The sequence below is a fragment of the uncultured Allobosea sp. genome (assembly GCF_945957345.1).
Taxonomy (GTDB): Bacteria; Pseudomonadota; Alphaproteobacteria; order Rhizobiales; family Beijerinckiaceae; genus Allobosea.
Genome location: NZ_CAMFKW010000037.1, coordinates 37,185 through 55,707 on the forward strand (window position 1 = coordinate 37,185; position 18,523 = coordinate 55,707).

General features: G+C 66.6%; 18 protein-coding genes. 10 read left to right on the forward strand and 8 right to left on the reverse strand.

From position 1 onward, the window contains the following. Nucleotides 1–24: 24 nt before the first annotated feature. Nucleotides 25–1,065, reverse strand: a complete 1,041-nt coding sequence (locus Q0Q36_RS17860; RefSeq protein ID WP_293799946.1) for an alcohol dehydrogenase catalytic domain-containing protein — start codon at nucleotides 1,063–1,065, stop codon at nucleotides 25–27. 193 nt (nucleotides 1,066–1,258) lie between these two features. Between Q0Q36_RS17860 and Q0Q36_RS17865 the strand changes: the two genes are divergently transcribed. Continuing rightward, nucleotides 1,259–2,209, forward strand: coding sequence for a sugar-binding transcriptional regulator (locus tag Q0Q36_RS17865; RefSeq protein WP_293799948.1), 951 nt, complete (start codon nucleotides 1,259–1,261; stop codon nucleotides 2,207–2,209). A 10-nt stretch (nucleotides 2,210–2,219) separates the two neighbouring features. Here Q0Q36_RS17865 and Q0Q36_RS17870 read toward each other — a convergent pair whose 3' ends face one another. The 7 genes from Q0Q36_RS17870 to Q0Q36_RS17900 all read right to left on the reverse strand — a co-directional run bounded on the left by Q0Q36_RS17870 (nucleotide 2,220) and on the right by Q0Q36_RS17900 (nucleotide 9,192). Then, on the reverse strand, nucleotides 2,220–3,011 hold the full coding sequence (locus Q0Q36_RS17870; RefSeq protein ID WP_293799950.1) for an inositol monophosphatase: 792 nt from the start codon (nucleotides 3,009–3,011) through the stop codon (nucleotides 2,220–2,222). After that, nucleotides 3,008–3,850: a phosphodiesterase gene (locus tag Q0Q36_RS17875; protein ID WP_293799952.1), complete on the reverse strand. Its 843-nt coding sequence runs from the start codon at nucleotides 3,848–3,850 to the stop codon at nucleotides 3,008–3,010. The genes Q0Q36_RS17870 and Q0Q36_RS17875 overlap by 4 nt, the downstream gene beginning before the upstream one ends. Nucleotides 3,851–3,938: 88 nt before the next feature. Continuing rightward, nucleotides 3,939–5,210, reverse strand: coding sequence for an ABC transporter substrate-binding protein (locus Q0Q36_RS17880; RefSeq protein ID WP_293799954.1), 1,272 nt, complete (start codon nucleotides 5,208–5,210; stop codon nucleotides 3,939–3,941). 91 nt (nucleotides 5,211–5,301) lie between these two features. Continuing rightward, nucleotides 5,302–6,108: a carbohydrate ABC transporter permease gene (locus tag Q0Q36_RS17885; RefSeq protein ID WP_293799982.1), complete on the reverse strand. Its 807-nt coding sequence runs from the start codon at nucleotides 6,106–6,108 to the stop codon at nucleotides 5,302–5,304. Between the two features lie 68 nt (nucleotides 6,109–6,176). After that, on the reverse strand, nucleotides 6,177–7,100 hold the full coding sequence (locus Q0Q36_RS17890; protein ID WP_293799956.1) for a carbohydrate ABC transporter permease: 924 nt from the start codon (nucleotides 7,098–7,100) through the stop codon (nucleotides 6,177–6,179). 2 nt (nucleotides 7,101–7,102) lie between these two features. Next, entirely contained in the window at nucleotides 7,103–8,290 is a 1,188-nt protein-coding gene (locus Q0Q36_RS17895) for an ABC transporter ATP-binding protein (RefSeq protein WP_293799958.1), read from the reverse strand. Nucleotides 8,291–8,370: 80 nt separating this feature from the next. Further along, a complete protein-coding gene (locus tag Q0Q36_RS17900) occupies nucleotides 8,371–9,192 on the reverse strand; it encodes a metallophosphoesterase (protein ID WP_293799960.1) in 822 nt (273 codons plus the stop codon). Between the two features lie 283 nt (nucleotides 9,193–9,475). Between Q0Q36_RS17900 and Q0Q36_RS17905 the strand changes: the two genes are divergently transcribed. From Q0Q36_RS17905 to Q0Q36_RS17945, 9 genes are read left to right on the forward strand one after another with little or no spacing between them, the layout of a single operon-like run. Beyond that, on the forward strand, nucleotides 9,476–10,555 hold the full coding sequence (locus Q0Q36_RS17905) for a substrate-binding domain-containing protein (RefSeq protein ID WP_293799962.1): 1,080 nt from the start codon (nucleotides 9,476–9,478) through the stop codon (nucleotides 10,553–10,555). Continuing rightward, nucleotides 10,527–11,819, forward strand: a complete 1,293-nt coding sequence (locus Q0Q36_RS17910; protein WP_293799964.1) for an ABC transporter substrate-binding protein — start codon at nucleotides 10,527–10,529, stop codon at nucleotides 11,817–11,819. Before Q0Q36_RS17905 ends, Q0Q36_RS17910 begins: the two co-directional genes overlap by 29 nt. Before the next feature lie 13 nt (nucleotides 11,820–11,832). Beyond that, entirely contained in the window at nucleotides 11,833–12,681 is an 849-nt protein-coding gene (locus Q0Q36_RS17915) for a carbohydrate ABC transporter permease (RefSeq protein WP_293799966.1), read from the forward strand. Then, on the forward strand, nucleotides 12,678–13,493 hold the full coding sequence (locus Q0Q36_RS17920; protein ID WP_293799968.1) for a carbohydrate ABC transporter permease: 816 nt from the start codon (nucleotides 12,678–12,680) through the stop codon (nucleotides 13,491–13,493). Before Q0Q36_RS17915 ends, Q0Q36_RS17920 begins: the two co-directional genes overlap by 4 nt. A 6-nt stretch (nucleotides 13,494–13,499) precedes the next feature. After that, nucleotides 13,500–14,567 carry an ABC transporter ATP-binding protein gene (locus tag Q0Q36_RS17925; protein ID WP_293799970.1) on the forward strand — a complete coding sequence of 356 codons (1,068 nt, stop codon included), beginning with the start codon at nucleotides 13,500–13,502 and terminating at the stop codon, nucleotides 14,565–14,567. Continuing rightward, on the forward strand, nucleotides 14,564–15,820 hold the full coding sequence (locus tag Q0Q36_RS17930; RefSeq protein ID WP_293799972.1) for a trehalase family glycosidase: 1,257 nt from the start codon (nucleotides 14,564–14,566) through the stop codon (nucleotides 15,818–15,820). Before Q0Q36_RS17925 ends, Q0Q36_RS17930 begins: the two co-directional genes overlap by 4 nt. Continuing rightward, nucleotides 15,817–16,887: an amidohydrolase family protein gene (locus Q0Q36_RS17935; RefSeq protein WP_293799974.1), complete on the forward strand. Its 1,071-nt coding sequence runs from the start codon at nucleotides 15,817–15,819 to the stop codon at nucleotides 16,885–16,887. The genes Q0Q36_RS17930 and Q0Q36_RS17935 overlap by 4 nt, the downstream gene beginning before the upstream one ends. Continuing rightward, entirely contained in the window at nucleotides 16,884–17,990 is a 1,107-nt protein-coding gene (locus Q0Q36_RS17940) for an amidohydrolase family protein (RefSeq protein WP_293799976.1), read from the forward strand. The genes Q0Q36_RS17935 and Q0Q36_RS17940 overlap by 4 nt, the downstream gene beginning before the upstream one ends. A 1-nt stretch (nucleotide 17,991) precedes the next feature. Continuing rightward, on the forward strand, nucleotides 17,992–18,408 hold the full coding sequence (locus Q0Q36_RS17945) for a Rieske (2Fe-2S) protein (RefSeq protein WP_293799978.1): 417 nt from the start codon (nucleotides 17,992–17,994) through the stop codon (nucleotides 18,406–18,408). The last annotated feature ends 115 nt before the right edge of the window (nucleotides 18,409–18,523 follow it).

Here is an 18,523-nt window from a genome sequence, read left to right on the forward strand (position 1 = left end):
GCGCGGGGGCAGCGGTGCGCGGGTTCAGCGATGGCCCTGGGGCACGCCGCCCGGATAGATCATGCTCTTGACCATGCCGTCTTCATTGCTGGCGTGCCGGCGGAAGGCGGCTGGCCCCTCGGCGAGCGGGAAGCGATGGCTGACCACGGCCTCGACATCGACCTTGCCGAGCGCGACCAGTTCGATGGCGCGTGGATAGACATGGCCCATCCGGCGCGAGAACTTGATGTTGAGGCCGCGCCTGCGGGCTTCCGCAGCCGGGATCACATAGCTGTCGCCATCGGGGATGCCGACCAGCACGACGCGGCCGCCGATGCGGGCGGCGCGGATGGCGTCGCGGAAGCCCTCGGGTGCGTTGGTCGCCTCGATCACCAGCGGCATGCCTTCGCCCTTCGTCCATTCGGCGATCTCGGCGACGCCGGGGCCGGCCTTGCTCGCGCCGAGCTTCAACGCGAGCTCGCGCCGATGCGGTTGCGGATCGCAGGCGAGGATCTCGCCGACGCCGGCCGTGCGCAGGACCTGGAGGATCAGCAGGCCGATCGGGCCGCAGCCGATCAGCGCCACGCGTTCGAGCAGGCGCGGCTTGGCCAGATCCACCGCATGGATCGCGACGCCGAGCGGTTCGAGCATCACCGCCTCGCTCGGAGAGAAGGTTTCGGGCACCGCGATGACCTGCGATTTCGGTACCCAGATCCGTTCCGTCATCGCCCCGTCATGCGGAGGAGCCCCGATGAAGACGACTTCGGGACAGAGATTGGGATGGCCGCTCCGGCAATGCTCGCACTGGCCGCAGGCCTGATTGGGATCGACGGCGACCAGCGCGCCGCGTGCCAGGCCGAGCTCGGGCAGATCCTCGGTCAGCCAGCCGCTGAACTCGTGGCCGGGCACGAAGGGCGTCGCGATCACCGCAGAGCCGATGCCGCCATCCTTGTAATAGTGCAGGTCGCTGCCGCAGAGACCGACGGCGGCGACATCGAGCAAGGTTTCCCCCGCCGCTCCCTCGCGGAGATTGAACGGCGCGAGGCGCGCATCGCCTGCGGCGTGGAGGAAAACGGCACGGGACATGGAGGTCGCCACTCGCTTTACGGAAGATCTTATGCAGATGTATTTTTAGATTTACATTGGTTTGCGTCAAGCATGAAGCCGTTCGCGCCACCGCATTGCCGGACAGCGCGAAAGCACTGTAAGCCAGCTTCGAAGACCCGCCTCATGCCGCCGCGCCCGCCGCAGGCGGAGCCGACCGCATCAGGATGCCGCCATGCCGGAGGAATCGCAGACGCAAGTTCGAGCCGCCTGGCTCTACTATCTGGAAGGGCTGACCCAGGCGGAGATCGCGGACCGGCTGAAGATGACACGGCTGCGCGTCAACCGGCTGCTGGTCGAGGCGCGCAGCAGCGGGCTGGTCAACATCACCATCAATTCCCGGCTGGAAAGCTGTGTCCGGCTGGAGCGTGCGCTGATGGCGCAGTTCGGTCTGAAGGATGCGATCGTCGTGCCGAGCCCCGCCGATCCCGGTCAGATCGCCGCCCAGATCGGCAAGGCGGCCGGCGACTTCATCTCGCGGATCATCGAGGAGAAACCGTCGGGCATCTTCGGTGTCGGCTGGGGCGGCACGCTCCGGGAAACCATCCGCCATGTCCGCGCCGGACAGTATCGCGAGCTTGCGGTGACCTCGATGATGGGTGGGCTGACCTACGGCATCGAGATCAACACTTTCGAGATCGCCAGCCATCTCGCGCGACTCTGGCAGGCGGAGTGCCATTATCTGGCGGCGCCGATCTATGCCGGGACCCCGCAATCCCGCGACACGATCCTGGCGCAGGACGTGTTCGAGGCGGCCTTCGACCGCATCCGGGCGACGGATGTCGCCATCCTCAGCGCAGGCGATCTGAGCGAGCGCTCGCTGCTGGTGCGTTACGGGCTGCCGGGCGATGTCCGCGTAGCGGAACTGGCGGAAGCCGGCGCGGTCGGTGACATGCTCGGCCAGTTCATCGACCGCAACGGCCAGGCGATCGCGCATCCGATCAACCGCCGCGCCATCGCGCTGCCGCTCGACGCCTTGCGCCGGATCCCGACCGTGATCCTTGCTTCCGGCGGAGCATACAAGGCCGAGGTCATCGCGGCGACGCTGCGCGGCAAGCTGGCTTCGGTGCTGATCACGGACGAGGATGCGGCAGCCGCCGTGCTGGAGAGCCCGGCGTCAGCCTGACAGCGGCGTCTCAGACGCTGCGGATCGCCTGCAGCAACTCGTCATGGATCAGGCCGTTGGTGACGACCTTCTCCAGGTCCTCGTCGCGCGAATCGCGGCCGTCGACCGTCGTCACCTTGCCGCCGGCCGCCCGGACCAGCGGCATCGCGGCGGCGTGGGAGACGATATCGGCCTTGAGGCCGATGAAGGCGTCGAGCCGGCCGGCCGCCACGAGCGACATTTCCAGCCCGCCGGAGACGATCACCCGCACGCCGCGGCACAGGCCGGCGAGCCGGCGGATGACGTCGCTCGTCCGGTTCGCCTCCTCGGCGGTGTAGTGCGAGGTCAGGCAGATCGAGACGGTGGCGTCGCTGAGGCGCTTTGTGGCGGAGACGCGCGCCGGCCGGCCGTCGACCGTCGCGATGCCACCGTCCGCGAAATGCGCCGAGAGCCCGGCGAGCGGCGCGTGGGTCAGGCCGAGCACGGTGCGGCCCTGTTCCTGATAGGCCAGGGTTACGGAAAACCAGGGCAGGCCGGATGCGTAGTTCACCGTGCCGTCGAGCGGATCGATGATCCAGCGTGGGGCTTGTTCCGAGCCGCTGAAGCCGGCCTCTTCCGAGAGGATTGCAGCCTCCGGGGTCAAGGTGCGCAAACCGTCGATGACGAGGCGTTCGGAGGCAAGGTCGGCCGCCGTGACCACGTCGTTCAGCTCCTTGCGGGTGACGCCGAGCTCGGCGCCCTGCATCCGCACCAGCATCTCGCCCGCCTGGCGAGCAAGGGCGTCGGCTTGATCGAGCAGGGCGAGAAGGCGTGGTTCGGTCATTGAGCGGGCACCGTTTGCGGCTTTCCGGGATAGGCGGGATCGAGCACGAAATCCCGGCGTGGTCCATAGTCGCCGATCGGCTGGAGATGGCTGATCAGGCCGATGCCGGGCTTCCAGACATGGAGCGCCAGAGCCGGCGGTTCCATGACGAACCTGTTCTCCGTGCCGGGCCTGAGGTCGAGCGCGACCTGATGGGCCGTGCCCGGCACGACATAGCCGATGGTGCCCGCGAAGCGCAGCTGGATCGGGCGGTGGTAGTGGCCGCAGAGCACGCGCTCGATTTCGGGATGATCCGCGATCAGGCGAGCGAAGCCCGGCGAGACCTTGCAGGGCATGATGTCCATGCCGTCGACGCCAACCGGGAAGGGCGGATGGTGCATGAAGATCACCGTCGGCTTGCCTTGCCCCCGCGCGAGCTGCTCGGCGAGCCAGGCTTCGCGGGTGGCACAGATCTCGCCGCCATCCTCGCCCGCGACGACGGTGTCGAGACCGATCAGCCGGACCGGGAAATCGTCGATGACGTAGTGCAGGAAGCCCGTCTGCGGCAGATAGGGGTGATCGGGACGCAAATCCGCGGCGAAGCTGTCGCGGCGGTCGTGATTGCCGGGGATGACATAGACCGGCATCGGCAGACGTCGCAGCGCGGCGCGAACGATGCCGTATTCCTCCGGCAGCCCGCAATCGGAGAGGTCTCCGGTGACCAGCACGCAATCGGGCTGCGGCTCCAGCTTCAGGATCTCGTCCACGGCGCGGTCGATCGCCGGGTTGGTCTCGACGATGCCGTAGGCGGGGTTGCCATGAGGGCGGGCATGGAAGTCGCTGAGCTGGGCGATGATCATAGGGGAAACGTCCGGCGGTCAGGAAATGGGAAACCGCCCGATCGGATGAGGATCGGGCGGCGATGGGCAGGCGCCGAAGGGCGGCCGTTCACTTCATCAGCGCTTCGGTCTCGGAGACGATGCGCTCGATGCCGGCCTTCGGCTGGATCTCGCCGCGCATCACGCCGGCGACGACTTCGCGCTGCTGACGCCAGATGCGCACCGAATTGCCGCCCGGATAACCTTCCCACGGCGCGGCGCGGGAGACCTGGCCGTTGATCGTGCGGAAATTGGCATTCTCCTTGTAGAACGGGCCGAGGAAGGCATCCTCACCGGCGCGCAGATTGGTCGGCATGTAGCCGGCGGTCTCGACGATGATCTTCTGGGCCTCCGGGCCGGTCACGAATTTGATGAACTCCCAGGCGGCCTTCTGCTTGGCCGGGTCCTTGGCCGTGATCAGCGCGGCGTTGCCGCCGGTCGGCAGCTTGCCCTTGGCCTTGTCGTCGACCGGGAAGAGCGCGGTTTTCAGCGTGAAGCGGTCGCCGATCAGGTCGGTGACCTGGCGGAGCCGAGCCGGGGTGTCGAAGAAGATGCCGATCTTGCCGGCGATGAACTGCTGGCGCGACTGGTCCCAGTCGATCAGCGGCATGCCGGCTTCGGTGACGAAGCTGCGCAGCAGCGACAGCGTCTTCTCGCCGACCTCTCCGCCGAACGCGACCTTCTTGCCGTCGGCCGAGAGCATGGAATGGCCGCCCTGCAGGATCACGCCGCGCCACAGCCAGTCATCCGGCCAGTCATGGATGTTGTAGGCCATGCCGGCGGTGTCGCCGCTGCGAATCTTCTTGGCGAGCGCGACGGTGTCGGCCCAGTTGTCGGGCATCTTGTCGGGGTCGCCGCCGGCCTTCTTCACCAGCTCGGCGTTGAAATACATCAGCGGCGTCGAGGCGTTGAAGGCGAGGCCGACCTGCTTGCCCGCGACCTGTCCGAGCGAGAGCAGCGCGTCCGAGTAATTGGCCTTGCGCCAGGCTTCCGGTTCGGCCTTCAGCAGCGGGCCGAGATCCACGATCTGCTTGCGCTTGTCGAGGGTTTCGGTGAGCTCGGTCAGCAGGTGGAAGCCCGAATAGTAGACGTCCGGCAGCTGGTTGGTGACGGACTGGCGCAGCATCGCCTGGTGTCCGTCGTCATAGCTCGCGGCCGGCGCCCGGAAGTTGATCTTGATATCCGGGTGCTTCTTCATGAATTCCGCGGCGATCGGCTCGTGGAACTTGGCGAAGGCCGGGAAGGCATAGAGCACGTCGAGCGTGACTTGCTCGGCCCTGGCCGCCGTGGATACGGCGAGGGTCAATGCTGCCGCGGCAAGGATTTTGCCGAGAGGTTTCATGTGTGATCTCCTTGGCATGGACAGCGGGGCTGCCGGGTTTGGGTTGCTTCAGGCCTGAACTCTTGGTGGGGTGCGCGGGCGGCGCAGCCGGCTACTTCACCCCGGTCATGGTGATGCCGTCGATGAAACGGCGTCTCGCGACGAGGAAGGCGATGACGAGCGGCGCGGTCAGGATCGTCGCGGCTGCGGTCAGCGCGCCGTAATTCGATCCGGTCTCGGCATCGGCGAAGAACATCATGCCCAGTGGCGGCGGCGCGAGCTTGGCGTCGGAGATGACGATCAATGGCCAGTAGAGGTCGTTCCAGTGCGCCACGGCCGAGAACACGGAGAAGGCGGCGATGGCCGGCCAGGCGCTCGGCGTGACGATGCGCCAGACGATCTCGAACTCGCTCATACCGTCGAGCCGGGCGGCGTTGATGATGTCGTCGGGAAAGCTGCGGAAGAACTGGCGGAACAGGAAGATGGCGAAGACCGACAGGAAGAACGGCACCATCATCGAGAAATAGGTGTTGAGCAGCCCGAGCTGGGCGAGCGCGATATAGAGCGGCATCGCCGGCACCTGCACGGGGATGCACAGCCCGAGCAGCACAAGCACGAAGAGAGCGTTGCGGCCGGGAAAGTCGAGCTTCGCCAGCGCATAGGCGCAGGGTATCGCGACGAGCAGCTGAACGATCAGGATGCCGCCGCAGAGGATGACGCCGTTCAGCGCGAAGCGCAGCAGCGGCGCCTTCTCCATGGCGAAGCCGTAATTCTGCAGGCCGTAGAACTGTTTCGGCCAGAGCGAGATCTCGGCGCTGAAGATCTCGGCCGGTGGCTTGATCGAGGTCACCAGCATCCAGACGAAGGGCGCCAGCATGAAGATCGCGCCGGCGATCAGCACGCCATGGACCAGAGCCATCGTCACGAACCGGCGCAGCACCGAATGAACGGGCGTGACCGGGGCGGCGGGAAGCGCGAGATCGGCCATCAGTAATGCACCTTCTTGTCGAGGGCGAAGGTCTGCACGGCCGAGAAGACGAGAATGAAGGCGAGGAAGATGAAGGTCAGCGCCGCGGCATAGCCGGTGTGGAAGTACTGAAAGCCTTCGAGATAGATGTTGTAGAGCAGCACTTCGGTGGAGCCGACCGGGCCGCCGCGCGTCATCACCGCCACCGTGTCGAAGATCTTGAAGGCGGTGATCATCGTGGTGACGAGGACGAACATCGTCGTCGGCCCGAGCAGCGGCCAGGTGATGGTCAGAAAGCGGTCGATCCCGCTGGAGCAGCCGTCGATATCGGCGGCTTCGTAGAGATCGCGCGGGATCGCGGTCAGTCCGGCCAGGAACAGGATCATGTTGAAGCCGATGAGCTGCCAGATGCCGATCACGGCGAGCGTCGCCAGTGCCGTCGAAGGCTCGCTGAGAAAGGCGATCGGCCCGATGCCCAGCCATTTCAGCAGGCCGTTGACCGGGCCGAGCGAGGGGTGGAGCAGGAATTGCCAGACCGTCGCCATCGCGATCAGCGTCGAGGTCACCGGCAGGAAATAGACGACCTCGTAAAAGGAGCGCGTGCGCTTGCGCCGGTGTACCAGCACGGCGATCAGCAGCGCGCCGAACACGCCGCCAGGCACGACGATCGCGACATAGAGCAGCGTGTTGACGAGGGAGCGCCGGATGATCGGATCGGCCAGCGCCTTCTGGAAATTGGCGAGCCCGACCCAGTCCATGTCGACGCCGCCGAACTCATAATTCGTCAGGCTGAGCCAGAGCAGGACGGCGAGCGGCAGCAGGATCGTCAGCAGCAGCAGGACGAAGGCGGGCAGGGCGAAGCCGAGGCCGGTGACGCGCTCGATCCAGAGTCTGCGGCGTGTGGCGGGCGCTAGGCCAATCGGAGCGGAGAGGGCGAGGGTCATGCTCAGGCCCTCAGCGGCACGACGGAGCCGCTTGCGGCGCCTTGTCCACGCGGTTCCACGCGCTCGCCATCGGCGGCGAAGATATGGGCGGCGGTCTCGTCGAAGCCGAGCGTGACCTCGGCGGCCTCGTTCACGCCGGCGGCTGCCGCCGGCGTCGCGCGCATCGTCACGCCGGCGGCGTCGCGTCCGGCGAGGTCGAAATGCAGGATGTATTCGGAGCCGAGATTCTCCTTGCGCCGCAGGCGGGCGGAGAACCAGGCGCGCCCGCTGCCGCCGGGATCGCCCTGGACGAGCGAGAGCGCTTCCGAACGAATGCCGAGCGTCGCGGCCTGTCCCTGCGCCTGCGGGACCGCGAGCGCCAGGGGGCGGCCGAAGAGTTCGAGGCGTCCGCCCTGCGCGACCGTCGCCGGCAGCAAGTTGATCGCCGGGCTGCCGATGAATTGCGCTACCTTGAGCGATGCCGGCTTCTCGTAGAGCTGGGACGGCGTGCCGAGCTGCAGCACCGAGCCCGAATCCATCATGGCGACGCGGTCCGACATCGTCATAGCCTCGACCTGGTCATGGGTGACGTAGATGAATGTCGCGCCGAGACGTTTGTGCAGTTCCGCCAGCTCCGTCCGCATATGGACGCGTAGCTTGGCGTCGAGGTTCGAGAGTGGCTCGTCCATGAGGAAGACGTCGGGATTGCGCACCATGGCGCGGCCGAGCGCGACGCGCTGGCGCTGGCCGCCCGAGAGCTGGGCCGGCTTGCGCGAAAGCAGATGGTCGAGCTGGAGCTGCGCCGCGACGGCCGCGACATCGGCCTCGATTTCGCGCATCACCGTCCGGCGCTGGGCGGAGAGTTGCCGCAGCAGCGGCAGGCGCTGCCAGAGCTTCAGCCGCGACATCGTCAGCGGCAGGGCGATGTTCGCTCCCACGCTCATATGCGGATAGAGCGCATAGGACTGGAACACCATCGCGACGCGCCGCTCATGCGGGCGCAGATGGTCGACGCCATTGCCGCCGATCGCGACGCTGCCGCCATCCTGGTGCTCGAGCCCGGCAATGATCCGGATCAGCGTCGATTTTCCGCAGCCGGAGGGGCCGACCAGGGTCAGGAACTCGCCGTCAGCGATATCGAGATCGACGCCGCCGAGGACCTTTGTCGGTCCAAAGGACTTGGCGATCGAAGACAATGTGACCTTGGCCATGGCGTTCGCCTTTCTGCGGCCCTGCGGGCTCTTCGTTGGGCGTGTTTCGGCCGGGCGCCCACAGGCGGCCGGGGAGGCGTTCAGGCGGCGCGGGGCGGATAGACTTCGTGGATCACGTCATCGATCCAGAGCGTGTTCAGCGTGGGAATCTCGTGGATCTTCGCCGTGAAATCCCGGCCCTCGAAGCTGTAGGAGACGGCGCCCAGCGTGGTCGTGCCAGCCATGCCGGGCTGCAATTCCGGGCCGACGACGAAGCCGGAGGAGGGGCCCCAGATGTAGCGCGTGCCGGCGATCATGAAGTCATGCGCGCGGTGCAGGTGGCCGCTGGCGACGAAGGCGACCTCGTGATGGCGTACGAGATCGAGGAGGTGTGCCCGCGGCCGCGGCGGCACGCTCCAATAGCCCATGTCGCCTTCATCGGGCGTCTGGATGAAGAGCGGACGATGCAGGAACCAGCCGAGCCGGCGGCCTTGCGCTTCGGCGATCTGTTGATCGAGCCACGCGAGCTGGCGCTTCTCCTCGGCCTCGTCGCTGCCGAACAGCATCGAATTGAGGCCGATCAGGCGCCAATTCTCGAGGTCGCGGACCCAGAAATCCGCGCCTAGATGCTGGCGCCAGCGCGCAAGGCGGGCGTCGTTCACCGGCTGGTGCGGGTGATAGGCCTCGCCGACATCGTGATTGCCGGGGATGCTGAGGACCGGCACGCCGAGGCTGTCGAGCAAGACACGGCAATGACGCATGTCTTCGTCGATATCGGCGCCATCGACGGTGACGTCGCCGGTATGGATGACGAGGTCCGGCGCCTGTGCCGCGAGCCAGTCCGTCAGCGGCGCCCAATTATCGGCGAAATGCCGCTTGGTGGGGCTCAGGTGCGTGTCGGAAATCTGCACGATGCGCTGCATGTTCCCTCCGGAATTCGCCTCGTCATCGGGCGGCCGTCTCGTCCCGGCGCAAGCGCCGGGCAGCGGTTTTGCCTTGGACCATACAAATGAATGTTTGATGACACAATTGTATTTTTAGCGCCTGTCGGACGCGGCGGCGTCTCGGGCTATCGCGGACAGCTCAATCAGCGCTGCTCGCATCAGCTTGGGCTCACATCGGCAGAAAAGCGCAATTCGGGGCGTAAATTCCCTCGGTTTGACTTCCCGAAACGTTTCGGAATAGCTTTTTGGCGAGGGCTTTCTCGTGTCGCTATCCAGGATCGCAATCAGCTTAGGCCTATCCGTCACGACCGTTTCGCGGGCGCTTGGCGGGCATGGCGATGTGGCCGAGGAGACGCGTCGGCGGGTCGAGGAGGAGGCGCGGCGGATCGGCTACCGGGCCAATCCGATTGCCAGGCGCCTGCGCGGTGGACGCAGCGATGCTGTCGGCATCGTGCTTCCGACCGGCCCCGGACAGTTCGGCGAGCCCTTCTTCCTCAGATTGATCGCCGCGATCGGTCCCCGCTTGGCGGAAGCCGGGCTCGATCTCATCGTCTCCAGCGCCCGCAGCGGGGCGGAAGAGCTGGCGCTGTACCGGCAGTTCGTCGAGAATCGGCGCGTCGATGCGATGATCGTGGCGCGTACCCGCCTCGACGATGATCGCATCGCCTATCTCAGGCATGCGCGCCTGCCTTTCGTCACGCATGGCCGCACGCGCGCCGGTGGACATGCCAGCGTCGACATCGACGGCGCGCGCGCTTTTCGCGAGGCGACGCAGCGCCTCGTCGCCTTCGGCCATCGCTGCATCGGCTTCATCGGCGCGCCGCTTGATTACGGCTTCGGCTTCTTCCGCGAGGCCGGCTGGCGGTCGGCGCTTGCGGAGGCGGGCCTGCCGCCCGGCCCGGCGCGCTTCGCCGAGCCCAGCGAAGAAAACGGCCATCGCCTCGCTCATGAATTGCTGGCCGGGCCGGAACGGCCGACCGCGCTGCTCTGTGCCACCGACCGCCTTGCGATCGGGGCCTTGCATGCACTCGGCGATGCCGGTCTTCGTCCCGGCTACGATGTTTCGGTGATCGGCTACGACAATTCGCCGGTGTCCAATTACGCGGCGACGCCGCTGACCAGCTACGACCCCGATATCGAAGGCGCGGCCGGGCGCATGCTCGACATGCTGCTGGCCCAGCTTGCCGGACAGGACGGCGCCGGGATGAACGAATTGCGCGGTGCAACGCTCGTTCCGCGCCGGTCCGATGGACCCGCTCCAGACCTAAACGGCCAAATGAAGAGCCGTGCCATTTCCAGGGAGGAAAGATCCGATGACGAAAGGCCTCACGACACGGCTTAGGCGCTCCGCCGCCGTTGCTGCCCTGACGCTTGCCTGGCTCGCGACGCCTGCAGCAGCCGAGGTCGTGTTCCTGTCGACGCAATTGCGCCCGATCGAGTCGGCGCAGAAGCTGCGCTCGGATATCCTCAAGGATTTCCCCGGCGGCGTCGAATTCGTCACCGAGCAGCCGCCGCAGCTCGGCGTCCATGTCCGCGCCGAACAGCAGGGTGGCAAGCCGGTCTCCAGCCTGATCGGTGCGCTCCACGGCGAGTTGCAGCCCCTGGCGGCGGATTCGCTCGTGCCGCTCGACGACGTCCTGGAGAAGCTCAAGGATCGCGGCCTGAACGCCGGCATGGTCGAGGCCGGCAAGCTCGGCACGGCCAGGCAGATGTTCATCCCCTGGATGCAGGCGACCTACATCATGGTCGCCAACAAGCAGGCGCTGCCCTTCCTGCCCGAAGGCGCGGATATCAATGCGCTGACCTATGACCAGCTGGCGCAATGGGGTGCGAATATCCAGGCGAAGACCGGCAAGCGCATGCTCGGCTTCCCGGCTGGGCCGACCGGGCTGATGCACCGCTTCTTCGAGGGTTATCTCTACCCGTCCTATACGGGCGGGGTGGTGACGACCTTCAAATCGCCGGAGGCCGTGGCGATGTGGTCGAAATTCCGCGAGCTCTGGAAGACCGTCAATCCGAACTCGACCAATTACGGCTTCATGCAGGAGCCGCTGATCTCCGGTGATGTCTGGATCGCCTTCGATCATGTCGCACGCTTGATCGACGCGCTCTCGCGCAAGCCGGAGGATTTCGTGGCTTTCCCGGCACCGTCGGGGCCGAAGGGGTTGGGCTATATGCCGGTGGTCGCCGGGCTCGCCATTGCCAAGGGCGCGCCGCAGGCTGAAGCTGCCAAGCAACTGATCGAATACCTCACGCGACCCGACGTGCAGGTGAAGACGGCCAAGGCGGTTGCCTTCTTCCCGGTCGCCAAGGTCGATCTGCCAGCCGATATCGATCCGGGGCTCAAGCTCGAGATCGATGCCGTGCAGAAGATGACGAGCGCCAAGAACGCGCTCGTCAGCCTGCTGCCGGTCGGGCTCGACCAGCGCGGCGGCGAGTTCGACAAGGTCTATCTCGATACCTTCCAGCGCATTGTCCTGCGCGGCGAGGACCCCAAGGCCGCGCTCGACCGGCAGGGCGAGGTGCTGAAGCGCATCATCGCCGAGACCAAGGCGCCGTGCTGGCTGCCTGACAAGCCGAGTGACGGCCCTTGCCCGATCCAGTGAGGCGAGGCGACCGATGCGCGAGTCCAGGGCCCTGCCTTATCTGCTGATCGCGCCCTCCGTGATCTTCCTGGCGGGATTGTTCCTGATCCCGCTGGCGCAGACGGCCGTTCTCGCCTTCCAGGAGAACGGCGGCTGGGGGCTCGGCAATGTCAGGCGCATGGCCGACGACCTCAATTTCCAGGATGCGCTCGCGAACACGTTCAAGGTCGTGCTGCTCGCCGTGCCGCTGCAACTGGCGCTCGCGCTCGGCATGACGATGATGCTGCGCAAGGTCAGGCGCGGCCGGGACCTGCTCGTCTGGGTCTGGTCGATCCCGCTCGGCATTTCCGACCTCGCGGCCGGCCTCGTCTGGCTGGCCATCCTGACCGATCAGGGCTGGCTGAACTCTGTCCTGTTCCAGATCGGGCTGATTTCACAGCCGCAGGCCTGGCTGACCTATGAGACCCCGGCCGCCCTGCTGGCCGCCATCGTCGTGGCGGAGATCTGGCGGGCGACGGCGATCGTCTTCGTGATCCTGCTCGCCGGCGTCCAGCTCCTGCCCAAGGAATACGAGGAGGCGGCCGAGGTCTTCGGCGCCACGCCCTGGCAGCGCTTCATCCGCATCACGGTGCCCCTGCTCAAGCCTTCGATCCAGACGGCGCTGATCCTGCGCACTGTGCTGGCCTTCGAGATGTTCGCCATGGCGCTGGCGCTCGGCGGGCGGAACTTCCCCGTCCTCGTCAGCGAGGCGTTCAACGCGCAGTATTTCAGCCAGGATTATGGGGTCGCCGCCGCCTATGCCGTGCTGGTCATGGTGATCTCGGTCGCCGCGACGCTGCTTTATCTCGTCGCCCTGCGCACGCCGGCGGAGCAGCGCTCATGACCGGCGCTACCCGCTCGAACCGTGCGCTGCTCTGGACCGGCGTTGCCGTGCTCTGCGTCTGGACGCTCCTGCCGATCTACCTGCTGGCATTGGGGGCGCTCGGCGGCCGCGAGATCGTCGCGCAATGGCCCAAGCCCTTGGCGCCGTTCGGTGCGGCCTTCGAAGCGCTGAAGACCTTCCTGGCCATCGAGGGCGTCTGGCGCGCGGCCTGGGTCAGCATCAAGGCCGCCGCGATGACGATGGTGATGGCGCTCGCGCTCGGCATGCCCGCTGGCTACGCGCTCGCCCGCTTCCGCTTCCGGGGGGCGGGCGCCTATCGCGTGCTGATCCTTATGACGCGAGCCTTCCCGGTCGCGATCCTGGCGCTGCCGCTCACCGTCTCCTTCATCCGGCTCGGTGTTTACGATACGCCCTTCGGCGTCGCACTGGTCCATGCGGTGCTGGCGACGCCCTTCGCGACGCTGGTCTGCGCCAGCCTGTTCATGGGCATTCCCAAGGAGCTGGAGGAGGCCGCCTGGGTCTTCGGCTGCTCGCGCTTCACCGGCTTCCTGCGCGTGGTGTTGCCGCTCGCGCTGCCAGGCATCGCGGCAGCCTCGATCTTCGCCTTCGTGCTCTCCTGGAACGAGGTCTTCGCCGCCTCGGTGCTGACGGTGAGGCAGCGCACGCTGACCGCCTATCTGCTCTCGGTCCTGTCGGAATCGCCGCTTCATCTGCAATTCGCCGGCGGTCTCGTGCTGATCGTGCCCTCGGTCCTGTTCATCTTCCTCGTCCGGCGTCGCCTTTTCGCGATGTGGGGCATCGGCAACCGGTAAGACCCCATGGCGAGCATCACGATCGAAGGCGTGGCGAAGCGATTTGGCGATGTGAGGGCGCTCGCCGAGCTCGATCTGACCGTCGCCGACGGCGAGTTCCTGGCTCTGCTCGGCCCGTCCGGTTGCGGCAAGACCACGCTGCTGCGCATCATCGCCGGGCTGGAGTCGCAGACGAGCGGACGCGTCCTGATCGGCGCGCGTGACGTTTCGGCGCTGCCGCCGCGCAAGCGCGGCCTCGCCATGGTCTTCCAGAACTATGCGGTGTTTCCGCATCTGACCGTCTACGAGAATGTCGCCTTCGGCCTGCGCATGGCCAAGGCCGACAAGGCGCGCATCGAGCGCCAAGTCGAGAAGGCCGCGACGCTGCTGCATATCGAGGCCCTGCTGCAGCGGCATCCCGCGCAGCTCTCCGGCGGCCAGCGCCAGCGCGTCGCGGTGGCGCGTGCGCTCGCGGTCGAACCTGCGGTGCTCTTGATGGACGAGCCGCTCTCCAATCTCGACGCGCTGCTGCGGCTCGAGATGCGGGCCGAGCTCAAGGCCGTGCTCGCCGGAGCGGGGACGACCACGATCTATGTCACCCATGACCAGACTGAGGCGATGGGCCTCGCCGACCGCATCGCCGTGATGCATGCCGGCCGGATCGAACAGATCGGCACGCCCTCCGACATCTACGACCGGCCGGCGACCCGCTTCGTCGGCGGCTTCGTCGGCAGCCCGCCGATGAATTTCCTCGAATTGCCCGTTCGGGATGGCAAGGTCGATCTCGGCGGTTTCATCTTGTCGCCGCCGCCGGACGCCGGATCGAAGCTGCTGCTCGGGCTGCGCGGCGAGGATGTCGTGCTTGCCGGTCCCGGGGAAGGCGGCTTCGCCTTCACCCTCAAGGTCGCGGAGCTGCTCGGCCCGCAAATCCTGCTGACAGGGACGGCCACGGGCGGCCAGCCCTTGCGCATCGTCCTGCCCGCCGCCGGGCCGCTGCCCTCGCTGACACCCGGCAGCGACATCTCGCTGAAGCCCGATCCGGCGCGGTTGCGCTGGATGAACGAGGCCGGACAAGCGTTGGAGACCCTCCCATGAGCCGCATCGAGGCCGCCCGTGCCATCCTCGCCGCCAATGACCGCGGCGGCTATACCGTGCCCACCGATCGACTCTACCCCTTCCAGTGGAACTGGGATTCGGCCTTCGTCGCGATGGGCTGGGCGACCTTCGATGCCGAGCGCGCCTGGCGCGAGATCGAACGTTTGCTGGAAGGGCAATGGGAGGGTGGGCTCGTCCCGCAGATCGTCTTCCATGCGCCATCCGACGACTATTTCCCGGGGCCAGATGTTTGGGGCGTCACGCACAAGCCGCCGACCTCGGGCATTCCGCAGCCGCCCGTCCTGGCGACGGCCGTGCGTTTCGTCCTGGAGCGGCACGGTGCGGCTGGAGTTGAGCGTGCCAGGGCGATCTATCCCAGACTGATCCTCAACCATCTCTGGTGGCAGCACGCCCGCGACCCCGAGGCGACCGGCCTCGTCGCGACCTTGCATCCCTGGGAGACGGGCATGGACAACAGCCCGGCCTGGGACGCCGCGCTGGAGCGCGTGCCGACGGAGACCAAGACGGAGATCCGGCGCCGCGATACCGGCCATATCGATCCGGCCTTTCGTCCGCGGGGCATCGAGTACCAGCGTTTCATCCATCTGGTCGATCTCTTCCGCGAGACCGGCTGGAACGCCCGGCGCATGCTCGAAACCTCGCCCTTCAAGGTCGCCGATGTCGGCACCAACGCGATCCTGCTGCGGGCCGAACGTGATCTATTGGCGCTGGCAGAGCAGTTCGGAAATGCGGATGAGCGCGAGATGATCACGGCGCGGATCGCCCGCAAGGAGATCGTGCTGGCGGGGCTGTGGGACGGCACGCTCGGCCATTATCTCTCGCGGGATTTGATCGGCGGCAATCTCATCCCCGTTCGGACCTCGGCCGGCTTCCTGCCGGTCTTCGCCGGGCTGCATGAGCATGTTCGGGTTCTCGCCGGGCGGCTCGAAGGATGGCGCGCCCGCGGCATCGCGCTCGTGCCCTCGACCGATCCCGAGGCGGCCTCGTTCGAGCCTCAGCGCTACTGGCGCGGGCCGGTCTGGGCGGTCGTCAACTGGATGATCGCGCGGGGCTTGCGCGAGGCGGGCGAGGGCGCGGCTGCTGCCTCTGTTGCCGAGGAGACGCGCCGACTGATCGGGGAAGCAGGCTTCAGTGAGTACTTCAATCCGATCGACCGCGCCGGTATCGGTGGCGAGACCTTCTCCTGGACCGCTGCGATCGACCTGCTGCTCGGCGAGGGCGAAGGCCGATGAATGTGACCACGGCAGGCGGCATCGATTGCGACCTGCACCCGGCGGTGCCGGGCATCGCCGCGTTGCTGCCCTATCTCGACGCGCAATGGGCGGATGCGGTGGCGCAGCGCGGCGTCCATGATCTGGAGCCGACGAGCTACCCCTTGCGCGCGCCGCTGACATCGCGGCCGGACTGGCGCATTGCCGGTGCCAAGGCGGGCTCCAGCCGCGAACAGCTCTGCGCCCAGGCACTCGACGGCTTCGGCAGCCGCGCCGGTATCCTGAACTGCCTCTATGCGGTGACAACCCTGTTCAGCGAAGACATGGCGGCAGCTTTCGCCCGCGCCCTGAACGACTGGCTGGCTGCTGAGTGGTTGGACAAGGACAAGCGGCTGCGCGCCTCTATCGTCGTGCCGATCCAGAGCCCGGAGCTTGCCGCCGCCGAGATCGAACGGTGCGCGGCCGACCGGCGCTTCGTCCAGGTTCTGTTGCCTTGCCTTGCCGACCAGCCGCTCGGCCGCCGCAGCCTCTGGCCGATCTACGAGGCCGCCGCGCGGCATGGCTTGCCGGTCGGCATCCATGCCGGCTCGACCTATCGCCACCCGGTCACGCCGGTGGGCTGGCCCTCCTATTTCACCGAGGACTATGTCAACCAGGCGCAGGGCTTCCAGACGCAGTTGACGAGCCTCGTCTGCGAGGGCGTGTTCTCGAAATTCCCGACGCTCAAGGTCGTGCTGATCGAATCCGGCTTCACCTGGCTGCCGGCTTATCTCTGGCGTTTGCATAAATACTGGCGCGGCCTGCGCATGGAAATCCCGTGGGTCGATCGTCCGCCGCCGGAGATCATCCGCGAGCAGGTGCGCTTCACCTTGCAGCCCGTCGATGCCCCCATGGAGGGGGATGCCCTCCTGCGCATTCTCGACCAGGCGGGTTCGGATGAGCTCCTGCTGTTCTCAACCGACTATCCGCATTGGCAGTTCGACGGGCAGGACGCGCTGCCGTCGCTTTTGCCCGATAGCCTCAAGACCAAGATCCTGATCGACAATCCGCTCGCGACCTATCCCCGCTTGAAGGAGGATTTCGCATGAATGTGGAGCTGCCCACCCGCTTGAAGCCGGAAACGAGTATCGTCAGGCCGGTCATTGCCGATTGCGACATCCATCCCTGCCTGGCCAAGCCAGCCGACATCCTGCCCTATCTGCCGAAGCGCTGGCAGGAGCACGCCATGACCTATGGCATGTTGCCTCGCCACGGCTACCAGAGCGGTCCGGCCTATCCGAAGGGCCAGCCGGACGCGGCACGCCTCGATTCCTGGCCGCCGGACGGGCGCCCCGGTTCCGATCTCGCCTTCATGCAGGCGCAGCATCTCGACGCCAACAAGGTCGAGCTCGGCGTCATGACGGTGATCGCACCGGCTGCCGGGGCGGCGCAGAACCTCGACTATTCCGCCGCGCTCGCCCGTGCCCTGAACGAATGGCAGGTCGCTGAATGGACGAGCAAGGATTCACGCCTGAAGGCCTCGATCGTCGTTCCCTATGAGGACGGCGCTGCCGCCGCCGCTGAGATCGACCACTGGGCCGGCCACGAAGCCTTCGTCCAGGTGCTGCTGCTCAGCCGCACCGCCGAGCCGCTCGGCCAGCGCCGCTATTGGCCGATCTATGAAGCGGCCCAGCGGGCGAAACTGCCGATCGGCGTGCACGCCTTCGGCTATGGTGGCTATCCGGTCACGGCTGGCGGCTGGCCGTCCTACTATATCGAGGAGATGGTGGGGCATTCGCAATGCTGCCAGGCCCTGCTGACATCGATGGTGATCGAGGGCGTGTTCGAGCGCTACCCCGGCACGCGCATGGTGCTGATCGAGGCCGGGCTCGCCTGGTTGCCTTCGCTCTGCTGGCGGCTCGACAAGCATTGGTCCCGCTTGCGCGGCGAGACCCCGCACCTCAAGCGGGCTCCCAGCGAATACATCCGCGAGCATGTCTGGCTGACGACGCAGCCGATGGAGGAGCCGGAAAAGCGCAAGCATTTCCACGACATCGTCGAATGGATCGGCATCGACCGGCTGCTCTTCGCCACCGACTACCCGCATTGGGATTTCGACGACCCGCTCTGGGCGGTGCCGGTCAAGCTCGACGACGCGGCCCGTCAGGCTCTTTTCCTCGACAACGCCAGGGCGCTCTACGGGCGTAGCTGAGATGGTCAAGCACGTCATCGCGCCGGCAGCCGACCTGCTACCCGGCGACCGCCTCGTCGCAGAAGTCGCCGGCAGCAAGGTCGTGATTTTCAATCTCGACGGCGAATATTTCGGCCTGTTCAACCGCTGCCCGCATCAGGGCGGGGATCTCTGTCTCGGCCGGACCACCGGACTGGTCGAGGCCGGCGACGCGCCGGGGCAATACAGCTACAGCCGCCGCGGCGAAATCCTGCGCTGCCCCTGGCATGGCTGGGAGTTCGACATCCGCACCGGCAAGTCGCGAGCCGAGCCGGGGCGCATCCGGGCCAAGACCTATGATGTCGAGGTGAAATCGGGCTCCGAACTTTTCGACGGTCCCTATCAGGCCGAGACCGTCCTAGTCAGGATCGAAGAGGATTATATCGTCGTCGACGCATGAGTTGAGCGCCAGCCGCGCTGGTTGCTGAGGTAGGACCGGCCGAACGGCGTCATCCTCACTTCATATGTGGAACGGCCCGACAGGCAAGGTGTTTGTGGAGGTTTGATCCATCCGG

Excerpts from the sequence above, each read along its gene's own strand:
- Q0Q36_RS17860 (WP_293799946.1), bottom strand. The coding sequence starts at position 1,065 with ATGTCCCGTGCCGTTTTCCTCCACGCCGCAGGCGATGCGCGCCTCGCG.
- Q0Q36_RS17865 (WP_293799948.1), top strand. The coding sequence starts at position 1,259 with ATGCCGGAGGAATCGCAGACGCAAGTTCGAGCCGCCTGGCTCTACTAT.
- Q0Q36_RS17870 (WP_293799950.1), bottom strand. The coding sequence starts at position 3,011 with ATGACCGAACCACGCCTTCTCGCCCTGCTCGATCAAGCCGACGCCCTT.
- Q0Q36_RS17875 (WP_293799952.1), bottom strand. The coding sequence starts at position 3,850 with ATGATCATCGCCCAGCTCAGCGACTTCCATGCCCGCCCTCATGGCAAC.
- Q0Q36_RS17880 (WP_293799954.1), bottom strand. The coding sequence starts at position 5,210 with ATGAAACCTCTCGGCAAAATCCTTGCCGCGGCAGCATTGACCCTCGCC.
- Q0Q36_RS17885 (WP_293799982.1), bottom strand. The coding sequence starts at position 6,108 with ATGGCTCTGGTCCATGGCGTGCTGATCGCCGGCGCGATCTTCATGCTG.
- Q0Q36_RS17890 (WP_293799956.1), bottom strand. The coding sequence starts at position 7,100 with ATGACCCTCGCCCTCTCCGCTCCGATTGGCCTAGCGCCCGCCACACGC.
- Q0Q36_RS17895 (WP_293799958.1), bottom strand. The coding sequence starts at position 8,290 with ATGGCCAAGGTCACATTGTCTTCGATCGCCAAGTCCTTTGGACCGACA.
- Q0Q36_RS17900 (WP_293799960.1), bottom strand. The coding sequence starts at position 9,192 with ATGCAGCGCATCGTGCAGATTTCCGACACGCACCTGAGCCCCACCAAG.
- Q0Q36_RS17910 (WP_293799964.1), top strand. The coding sequence starts at position 10,527 with ATGACGAAAGGCCTCACGACACGGCTTAGGCGCTCCGCCGCCGTTGCT.
- Q0Q36_RS17915 (WP_293799966.1), top strand. The coding sequence starts at position 11,833 with ATGCGCGAGTCCAGGGCCCTGCCTTATCTGCTGATCGCGCCCTCCGTG.
- Q0Q36_RS17920 (WP_293799968.1), top strand. The coding sequence starts at position 12,678 with ATGACCGGCGCTACCCGCTCGAACCGTGCGCTGCTCTGGACCGGCGTT.
- Q0Q36_RS17925 (WP_293799970.1), top strand. The coding sequence starts at position 13,500 with ATGGCGAGCATCACGATCGAAGGCGTGGCGAAGCGATTTGGCGATGTG.
- Q0Q36_RS17930 (WP_293799972.1), top strand. The coding sequence starts at position 14,564 with ATGAGCCGCATCGAGGCCGCCCGTGCCATCCTCGCCGCCAATGACCGC.
- Q0Q36_RS17935 (WP_293799974.1), top strand. The coding sequence starts at position 15,817 with ATGAATGTGACCACGGCAGGCGGCATCGATTGCGACCTGCACCCGGCG.
- Q0Q36_RS17940 (WP_293799976.1), top strand. The coding sequence starts at position 16,884 with ATGAATGTGGAGCTGCCCACCCGCTTGAAGCCGGAAACGAGTATCGTC.
- Q0Q36_RS17945 (WP_293799978.1), top strand. The coding sequence starts at position 17,992 with ATGGTCAAGCACGTCATCGCGCCGGCAGCCGACCTGCTACCCGGCGAC.